The organism is Kitasatospora sp. NPDC059088, from assembly GCF_042738155.1.
GTDB lineage: Bacteria > Actinomycetota > Actinomycetes > Streptomycetales > Streptomycetaceae > Kitasatospora.
In genome coordinates this window covers 71,213-79,938 of record NZ_JBHYGR010000005.1, presented here as the reverse complement: position 1 = coordinate 79,938, position 8,726 = coordinate 71,213, and the positions used below count along the sequence as shown (strand labels likewise).

Here is an 8,726-nt window from a genome sequence, read left to right as displayed (position 1 = left end):
CGCTGCTGGGTGGTCTCCTGCTGGGCGAGGGCGCGCAGCTCGGCCGCGGCCCGCTCCGCCTCGGCACGGTGCTCGGCGGCGTACTGCTCCGCCTCCTCGCGCTGCTCGGCCGTCTCGTGGTCGGCGCTCTCGCGCTGCTCGGCGGCGTACCGGTCGGCGGCCGCGCGGACCTCGGTGCTCTCCCGGGCGGTGCGCTCGGTCAGCTCGGCGGCGCCCTGCTCGGCCTGCTCGCGGGCGGTGCGGGCACCGGCCAGCTGCTCGGCGGTCTCCTCGCGCTCGCGCTGCAGCCCGGCGGCGGCCTCCTCGTACTCGCGCCGGCTCTCCTCGCGCAGCGCGTTCGCGGTGGCCTCGGCCTCGGCCCTCGTGCGGGCGGCCTCGGTGTCGGCCTCGGTGCGCACCCGCTCGGCGTCGGCGACCGCGGCGTCCCGGACGGCGTTCGCCTCGGCCTGGGACTCGGCGGCCAGGGCCTCTGCGGCGGCGGTCGCCGCGGCGCGCACCTGCTGGTCGAACTCGGTTGCGCCGCGCCGGAGTTCGGCGGTCTCCCGCTCGGTGGCGGCGCGGTTCTCGGCGGCCGCGGCCTTGGCGGCGGTCACCGCGTCCTGGCCCTGCTGCTCGGCGGCCGAGGTGATCTTCTCGGCCTCGGTCCGGGCCCGGGCCAGGGTCTGCTCGGCCCGGCCCTGGGTCTCGGCGGCCTGCTCCTGGGCCTGGGTGCGCAGCCGCTCGATCTCCCCGGCGGCACCGGCGCGCAGCTCGTCCGCGTCGGCCTTGGCCTTGGTGAGCAGCTCCTCGGCGTTCTTCGCCGACTCCTCGATCTGCAGCACGGCCTGGCGGCGGGCCTCGCTGCGGGCCCGGTCGGCCTCGGCGGCGGCCTGGGCGCGCAGCTCCTCGGCCTCGGCGCGCAGCCGGGCGGCCTCGTCCTGCATCTGCTCGATCCGCTCGCGGATCGCGGCGGCGTCGTCCAGGGCGGCGTTCTGGGCCTGCTCGACGGCGGCCTGGGCCTGCTCGCGCAGCCGCTGGGCCTCGGCGTGCGCCTCGGCGCGGATCCGCTCGGCCTCGGCGGAGGCCTCGCTGCGGGCGGTCTCGGCGTCCTGGTTGGCCCGGCCGAGCACCTCCTCGGCGGTCTTGGCGGCCTTGGCGAGGTGCACGGTGGCGTCCTTGGCGCCGGCCGCGCGGCCGGCCTCCTCGGCCTCGCCGCGCAGCCGCTGGGCGTCGGCCTCGGCCTGGGCCCGCAGCTCCGCCACGTCCCGGTCGGCCTGGGCGCGCAGCTCGGCGATCGCCGCCTCGGCCTCGGCCTTCAACTGGGCGGCGACCGACTCGGCGGTGGCCCGCAGCCGCTCGCTCTCCTCGGCGGCGGCGGCCTTGGCGGCGTCCGCCTCGGCCTGCCGGGTGGCGGCGTTGCTGCGGATCGCCTCGGCCTCGGCCCGGATGGCCTCGGACTCCTTGGTGGCGTTGGCGACCAGCCGGGCGATCTCGGCCCGGGCGGTCTGCGAGCGCTGCTCGGTGGCGGCCTCACCGTCGGCGACCTTGCGCTCGGCGGCGGCCTCGGCGTCGGCCTGCAACTGCTCGGCTGCCTGCTCGGCCTGGACCCGCAGCTCGGTGGCCTCCCGGCGGGCGCGCTCGGCCTCGGCGATCGCCGCGTCGCGCAGCCGCTCTATCTCGGCCTTCGCGGCGCCCAGCTGCTGCTCGGCGCGGGCCTGCTCGGCGGCGGCCTGCTCCTTGAGCCGGCTGATCTCGGTGTGGGCGACGGCCAGCTGCTGCTCGGCGGCGGCGTGGGCGGCGGCCAGCTCCTGCTGGGCCTGGCCGCGGGCCGCGTCCACATCGGCGGCGGCCTGGGCACCGGCCTGCTGGGCGTGCTCGGAGGCGGCGCGCAGCAGTCGCTCGGCGTCGTTCTGGGCCTTCTGGAGGGCGGCCTCGGCGGCGGCCTGGGCCTCGCCGCGGGCGGCGTCCACGTCGGCGGCGGTCTGGGCGCGGGCGTGGTCGGAGAGGGCGGCGGCCTCGGCGCGGGCCGCGGCGACCATCCGCTCGGCCTCGGCGCGGGCGTCCTGGAGGAGGCGCTGGGCCTCCTGCTCGGAGCCGGACCGGGTCTGCTCGGCCCAGCCGTTGACGTGCTGCTCGGCGGAGCGGCGCAGCTCGGTGAGCTCGTCCTCCAGCTGGCGGCGGCGTGCGGCGAGCTCGGCCTCCAGCCGGGCGGTGCGCTCGGCGGTCTCGGCCATGATCCGCTGGGTGGCGGCCTGGGAGTCGCGCAGCTGGCGCTCGGCGTCGGCGCGCATCTGCTGGGCCTGCATCTCGGCGGTCCGCAGCATCTGCTCGGCCTGGCCGGAGACGGCGTCGAAGGCGCGCGGCTGGGCGAGCATGCGCCGGGATTCGTGCAGCTTGGCCCGGAGCACCTCCACCTGGTAGGCGAGGTCCTCGGCATGCTCGACTGCTTTGTCCCGCTCCTTCCGAGTCCGACCCATCTCGGCCTCGAACTGGGAGAGGTGATCGTCAACCTCGTAGCGGTCGTTGCCCCGCACTCCGCGGTCCCATCCATCTCCTGGTCGCGTCCTCGACCGGGCCGGTCCCGGCCACCCGTGTCCGGGGTCCTGGTCCGACTGGTCCTTGCATCCGCGCCCACCGGACGACCCGCTGCCAAGCCGGAGCCGTCCGCCGCGGTCGTCGGAGTCCTGGTCGCGGGAGCGCGGACGTGCCGCGTTCCCCCGTCCGGGTGGACTCCTGGGCGAACTCTTGCCTGTGGAGAATGGTGACAGATCCGTCTTGCGACTGTTCAGCCGTGCCCGCGTACTGGACTCCCCTGCGACGGGCCGGCCACCGGAGGGCGGACAGGCCTGTCATCGGCCGTGCCCGTCGCCTCCGTCCCCCGGAGTCTTCGCGCACCTGGGCATTGTAGTGGGCGCGCACCGCGGGGGAATGGCCGCGTGGGGGTTTTCCGGCTGCCGGACCACGTTACTGACGGGTCGCTAGTGCCGAATTCCGGTGTGCCGCCCGGTCCCGGGCGGCACCGGGAGCGGTTCCGAGGTCGTTTCAGTGCCCTTCGTGCTCGCCCGGCTGGGCCGAGGTGACCAGCTCGGTCAGCACGCCGCCGCAGTCCTTGGGGTGCAGGAAGGTGATCCGCGAGCCCATCGAGCCGATCCGCGGCTGGTCGTACAGGACCCGGACGCCCTTGTCGCGGATCGCCTCGGCGTCGCCGTCCACGTCGGCGGTGCCGAAGGCGATGTGGTGCACGCCCTCGCCGTTCTTCTCCAGCCACTTGGCGACGGTGGAGTCCGGGCGGGTGGGCTCCAGCAGCTGGAGGTACGAGGCGCCGCCGTCGTCCGTGCCGTTGATCCGGAGCATGGCCTCGCGGACCCCCTGCTCCTCGTTGACCTCGCTGTGGAACACCTCGAAGCCGTAGGTCGCGCGGTAGAACTCGACCGTCTTGTCGAGGTCTCGGCAGGCGATGCCGATGTGGTCGATGCGGGTCAGCACGGCGCCTCCAGGGGGCGGTGGACGGACAGTGGCACCCAGTGCAGCGTACGGCCCCGAGGCGGCGCCAGTGCCGGACGTGCGAGCCTGCTCACACGCCGGGAATCACCCGGACGTTCACCCGGATCGCATTGACACGGTGTTGACTGGACGGTGCCAGTGCGCTCGATCACACCGTCGCTCCGGTGACGGGCGGAAAACGGGTCAGTACCCTGAGCGCATCCTCACCACCTGGCCACGACGTGCGAAGGGGCCCGTCCCATGACCAACACCACCTCTGTGATCGTTGCCGGTGCGCGGACCCCGATGGGCCGCCTGCTCGGTTCCCTCAAGGGCTTCTCCGGTGCCGACCTCGGCGGCTTCGCGATCAAGGGCGCGCTGGAGCGGGCCGGCATCACGGGTGAGCAGGTCCAGTACGTGATCATGGGCCAGGTGCTGCAGGCCGGCGCCGGTCAGATCCCGGCCCGCCAGGCGGCCGTCAAGGCCGGCATCCCGATGAACGTCCCGGCGCTGACCATCAACAAGGTCTGCCTCTCCGGCCTGGACGCCATCGCCCTGGCCGACCAGCTGATCCGGGCCGGCGAGTTCGACATCGTGGTGGCCGGCGGCCAGGAGTCCATGACCAACGCCCCGCACCTGCTGCCGAAGTCCCGCGAGGGCTACAAGTACGGCGCGGTCGAGGTGCTCGACGCGATGGCGTACGACGGTCTGACCGACGCCTACGAGAACATCCCGATGGGCGAGTCCACCGAGAAGCACAACACCCGCCTGGGCATCGCCCGCGACGTGCAGGACGAGATCGCCGCCGCCTCCCACCAGCGGGCCGCCAAGGCGCAGGCCGACGGCGTCTTCGAGGCCGAGATCGTCCCGGTCGCCATCCCGCAGCGCAGGGGCGAGCCGGTGCTGTTCAGCCAGGACGAGGGCATCCGCGCCGACACCACCGTGGAGGGCCTGGCCAAGCTGCGCCCCGCCTTCACCAAGGACGGCACGATCACCGCCGGCACCTCCTCGCAGATCTCCGACGGCGCCGCCGCCGTGGTCGTGATGAGCAAGGCCAAGGCCGAGGAGCTGGGCCTGACCTGGATCGCCGAGATCGGCGCCCACGGCAACGTGGCCGGCCCGGACAACTCGCTCCAGTCGCAGCCGTCCAACGCGATCAGGCACGCGCTGGGCAAGGAGGGCCTGGAGGTCTCCGACCTCGACCTGATCGAGATCAACGAGGCGTTCGCGGCCGTCGCCCACCAGTCGATGAAGGACCTCGGCGTCTCCGCCGACATCGTCAACGTCAACGGCGGCGCGATCGCGCTCGGCCACCCGATCGGGATGTCCGGTGCCCGCGTGGTGCTGACCCTCGCGCTGGAGCTGCAGCGCCGCGGCGGCGGGGTCGGCGCGGCCGCGCTGTGCGGCGGCGGCGGCCAGGGCGACGCGCTGATCGTGCGCGTGCCGAAGGCCTGATCTGTTCCGACCTCCGGGGCTGCGGACCGCCACAAGTGGTCCGCGGCCCCTTCGGCATCTGCCGTCGTTCGCCGCCGTACGCCGCCGCCACCCGCCGGCATCCGCGCAAGGAGCTCCTGATGATCGATGTCGCCACGCTGGTCGAGCAGGCCCGGGAGGGCCGGCCGCGGGCGGTCGCCCGGCTGATCACGCTGGTCGAGAACGCCGCCCCGCAGCTGCGGGAGGCGATGGCCGCGCTCGCGCCGTACACCGGGCAGGCGTACACGGTGGGCCTGACCGGCTCGCCCGGGGTGGGCAAGTCCACCTCCACCTCGGCGCTGGTCTCCGCCTACCGGCGGCTCGGCAAGCGGGTCGGGGTGCTCGCCGTCGACCCGTCCTCGCCGTTCTCCGGCGGGGCGCTGCTGGGCGACCGGGTCCGGATGCAGGACCACGCGACCGACCCCGAGGTGTTCATCCGCTCGATGGCCACCCGCGGGCACCTGGGCGGGCTGTCCTGGGCGGCGCCGCAGGCGCTGCGGGTGCTGGACGCGGCGGGCTGCGAGGTGATCCTGGTGGAGACCGTCGGCGTGGGCCAGTCCGAGGTCGAGGTCGCCGCCCAGGCGGACACCGCCGTGGTGCTGCTGGCCCCCGGGATGGGCGACGGCATCCAGGCCGCCAAGGCGGGCATCCTGGAGATCGGCGACGTCTTCGTGGTCAACAAGGCCGACCGGGACGGCGCCGACGCCACCGCCCGGGAGCTCAACCACATGCTGGGCCTCGGCGAGGCCCGCGAGGCGGGGGACTGGCGCCCGCCGATCGTGAAGACCGTCGCGGCCCGCGGCGAGGGCGTGGACGAGGTGGTCGAGGCCCTGGAGAAGCACCGCGCCTGGCTGGAGGAGACCGGTGAGCTGGCGGCGCGCCGCCGCCGTCGGGCCGCCCAGGAGATCGAGGCGATCGCGCTGGCCGAGCTGCGCGCCCGGATCGGCGACCTCTCCGGCGACCGCCACCTGGTCGGCCTGGCCGAGCGGGTGGTCAACGGCGAGCTGGACCCGTACGGCGCGGCCGACGAACTGGTCGCGGGCCTGACCACGGGCTGAGCGTCGCGCGCGGGGCCCCGGACCGGGTGCGGTCCGGGGCCCCGCCGCTGTCCGCGGTGCGGCCAGGAGCGGCTACGAGCGGCCGCGGAGGCCGCGGAGGTGGTCGGCGACCGGGGCCAGGGCCTCGTAGAGGGCGTCGAGCTGCTCCGGGGTGAAGCGGTCGATGAAGTGGGCCCGGACGCTGCGCACGTGGTCGGGGGCGACCCGCTGCATGGTCTCCCAGCCCTGCTCGGTGAGGTGGGCGAAGAGGCCGCGGCGGTCACCGGGGCACTCCTGGCGCAGCACCAGCCCGGCGTTCTCCATCCGGGTGATCTGGTGGGAGAGCCGGCTCTTGGACTGGAGGGTGGCGGTGGCGAGGTCCGTCATCCGCATCCGGTGGTCCGGGGCCTCGGAGAGCACGACCAGGATCTCGTAGTCGTTGATCGCCAGGCTGTGGGGCTGGAGTTCGCGGCTGAGCTGGTAGTCCAGCAGCTTGGCGACCTCCAGATGGGCGCGCCACATCCGCTGCTCCCTGGCGGTCAGCCAGGGAGTCTCCTCCTCGGGCTGCGACGGAGGAGTGTCCGCAGTGTCGGTCGTGTGCGTATCCATGGGGTCCAGCATAGCCGATTTAGTTCAATCTTGTACGAGTTTACAGGCCGAAACGCCGCCCGAGTTCGCCCAGGTTACCGAGGCCGGGGGTGTTGGGGTGGTCGCCGGCGTGGCCCGGCTGGTTCGGCACCCCGCCGACCGGGACCCCGGCCTCGGCGTCCACCCGGCCGACCGACCGCTCGGCCAGCAGCGTCTCGCTGGACTGCACCAGCACCTGCCCGGCCCCGATGAACTCGAACTGGTGCTCCTCGCCGGAGGCGCCGCCGATGCCGGTCAGCCGCCGCAGGCCGCCGACCACCCCGTGCAGGTAGTCGTGGTCGTAGTGGTGGCACGGCGCCGGGCAGTCCGCCCAGCCCACCAGCGCCTGCGGGTCCACCCGGACCGGCGGCTCCACGAAGTGCACCGGCCCGTTGGAGGCGGCGACGAAGCGGCCGGTGCCGATCAGGGTCAGGAAACCCGGGATGATCGACTGCTTGAGCCGCAGCGTCGGGTCGAAGGCGAGCAGGTTGCCGGAGCGGACGGTCAGGTTGCCGTCGTCCAGGTCGTAGGAGTTGAGGTCGAAGGCCCGGTCGGCCAGCAGCAGCCGGCCGGAGCCCTGGGCGACCACCCAGTCCGAGGCGTGCAGCGGCGAGTTGAAGTGCTGGCCGAGCACCCGGTCGACCATCCCGGCGCCGACGCCGCGGAAGGAGATGTCGCCGTAGTAGGCGACCATCTTGCCCTTCTGCAGGAAGTAGGAGCCGTTCAGCTCGACCGCGAAGGCGTACGGGTTGACGTTGTCGTTGGACGGCAGGGTGTGCGCGTCGTACACCACCGGGCCGGAGCCGCCGTGGGCGGTCGGCAGCGGGGCCTGCGCGCCGCCGAACTGCTCCTGGGCGTAGGACTGCTGGGGCTGCTGCGGCTGGGCCTGCGGCTGGTAGGGCGGGGGCGGGGGCGGCGGGTACCCGGCGGCGCGGCCGTAGTCCGGCGGCACCGTGAAACCCGGCTGGGTCGGCTGGTCGTGCGGGGAGCCTCCCCCGTACGGAGGCTGCGGAGGGTGGGACATCAGAGCTTCTCCTCGCTCGCCTGGACGTACGCCGTGCCCTGCCCGGACAGCTCCAGCTGGAACGCCTCGCCCGAGCCGCGGCCGATCATCTCGCGCCAGCCGATCGCCGTGGACAGCTTGTTGCGCACCTCGCCGCGGTGCGCCACGTACGCCTGGGGGTCGACGTGCACCGACTGGCCGGGGGTGATCGGCAGTTCGAAGACGCCGCCGTGGGCCATCACCGCGACCGAGCCGTGGCCCTCCAGCCGGGTGGTGAACAGGCCCTGCCCGCTGACCTGGCCGCGGACCATGCCCATCACCCCGCCCTGCGAGCCGAGGAAGACGGTGGACTGGCGCAGGGTGCCCTCGAAGGCGAGCAGCCGGTCCGCCTCGACGAACAGGGTGTCGCCGACCAGGTCGATCACGTGCACGTGGTGGCCGCCGTGGCCGAACATCACCCGGCCGTGGCCCTCGACCGTCATCAGCGGGGTGTCCTCGTTGGCGACCCGCCGGCCGATCATCGACATCACCCCGCCCTGGCCGCCGGTGATGTTCGGGGTGAAGCGGACGTCCCCGGTGTACCCGAGCATCGCCCCGCGCTGGCTGAACAGCCGCTGGCCGGGCACCACCTGGGCCTCGACCATCTTGCCGTTGATCCGGGTGAAGCCCATCAGACGTCACCCCCGAGGGTGACCTTCTCCGAGGGCTGGACGTACACCAGGCCCTCGCCGGTGAACTCGACCTGCACGGCCTCGCCGCCGCCCTCGCCGATCACCGTGGTCCAGCCCGCGCCCGACTTCACGCTGCGGTGCAGGTTGCCGGTGTGCGCGACGTACGCGCCCGGGTCGACCCGCAGCGGCATGTCCTTGCCGACCCGCAGGATGACGGCCGGCCCGTTGGAGGTGACGGCCGCCCAGCCGCGCCCCTCCACCTTGGTGGTGAAGAGGCCGTTGCCCGAGGAGACGCCGTTCAGCCCGGTGAAGCTGGTGCCGGTGTGCAGCCCGGCCTCGGTGCAGAGCAGGTTGTGGGGCCCCCCCGTGAGAGTCGGGCCGGCCGGGCGGGCCCGGGTTGTAAAGGTGGCGCGGGGGGGGGCCGTGAAAGTTGGCAGCCCCCCCCCCACCCAA

General features: G+C 74.1%; 7 protein-coding genes and 1 pseudogene. 2 read left to right on the top strand and 6 right to left on the bottom strand.

Features of this window, described 5'->3' with window-relative positions:
* Both ACFWXO_RS03955 and mce read right to left on the bottom strand, forming a co-directional pair.
* Positions 1-2,513, bottom strand: a pseudogene (locus ACFWXO_RS03955) (hypothetical protein); the annotation flags it as partial.
* 508 nt (positions 2,514-3,021) lie between these two features.
* Positions 3,022-3,465: a methylmalonyl-CoA epimerase gene (gene mce, locus ACFWXO_RS03950; protein WP_375892942.1), complete on the bottom strand. Its 444-nt coding sequence runs from the start codon at positions 3,463-3,465 to the stop codon at positions 3,022-3,024.
* 258 nt (positions 3,466-3,723) lie between these two features.
* Here mce and ACFWXO_RS03945 point away from each other — a divergent pair, with 258 nt between their 5' ends.
* Entirely contained in the window at positions 3,724-4,917 is a 1,194-nt protein-coding gene (locus ACFWXO_RS03945) for an acetyl-CoA C-acetyltransferase (RefSeq protein WP_375892941.1), read from the top strand.
* A 119-nt stretch (positions 4,918-5,036) separates the two neighbouring features.
* Positions 5,037-5,993: a methylmalonyl Co-A mutase-associated GTPase MeaB gene (gene meaB, locus ACFWXO_RS03940; RefSeq protein ID WP_380521986.1), complete on the top strand. Its 957-nt coding sequence runs from the start codon at positions 5,037-5,039 to the stop codon at positions 5,991-5,993.
* A gap of 72 nt (positions 5,994-6,065) precedes the next feature.
* Here meaB and ACFWXO_RS03935 read toward each other — a convergent pair whose 3' ends face one another.
* From ACFWXO_RS03935 to ACFWXO_RS03920, 4 genes are all read right to left on the bottom strand, one after another.
* Positions 6,066-6,581, bottom strand: a complete 516-nt coding sequence (locus ACFWXO_RS03935) for a MarR family winged helix-turn-helix transcriptional regulator (protein WP_375891481.1) — start codon at positions 6,579-6,581, stop codon at positions 6,066-6,068.
* Positions 6,582-6,621: 40 nt separating this feature from the next.
* Positions 6,622-7,422: an AIM24 family protein gene (locus ACFWXO_RS03930; protein ID WP_375891555.1), complete on the bottom strand. Its 801-nt coding sequence runs from the start codon at positions 7,420-7,422 to the stop codon at positions 6,622-6,624.
* A gap of 200 nt (positions 7,423-7,622) precedes the next feature.
* Complete coding sequence (locus ACFWXO_RS03925) at positions 7,623-8,273, bottom strand: AIM24 family protein (protein ID WP_380396786.1); 651 nt, start codon at positions 8,271-8,273, stop codon at positions 7,623-7,625.
* The coding region (locus ACFWXO_RS03920) for an AIM24 family protein (RefSeq protein WP_380521982.1) at positions 8,273-8,726 on the bottom strand (454 nt) is incomplete at its 5' end. The genes ACFWXO_RS03925 and ACFWXO_RS03920, both read right to left, overlap by 1 nt.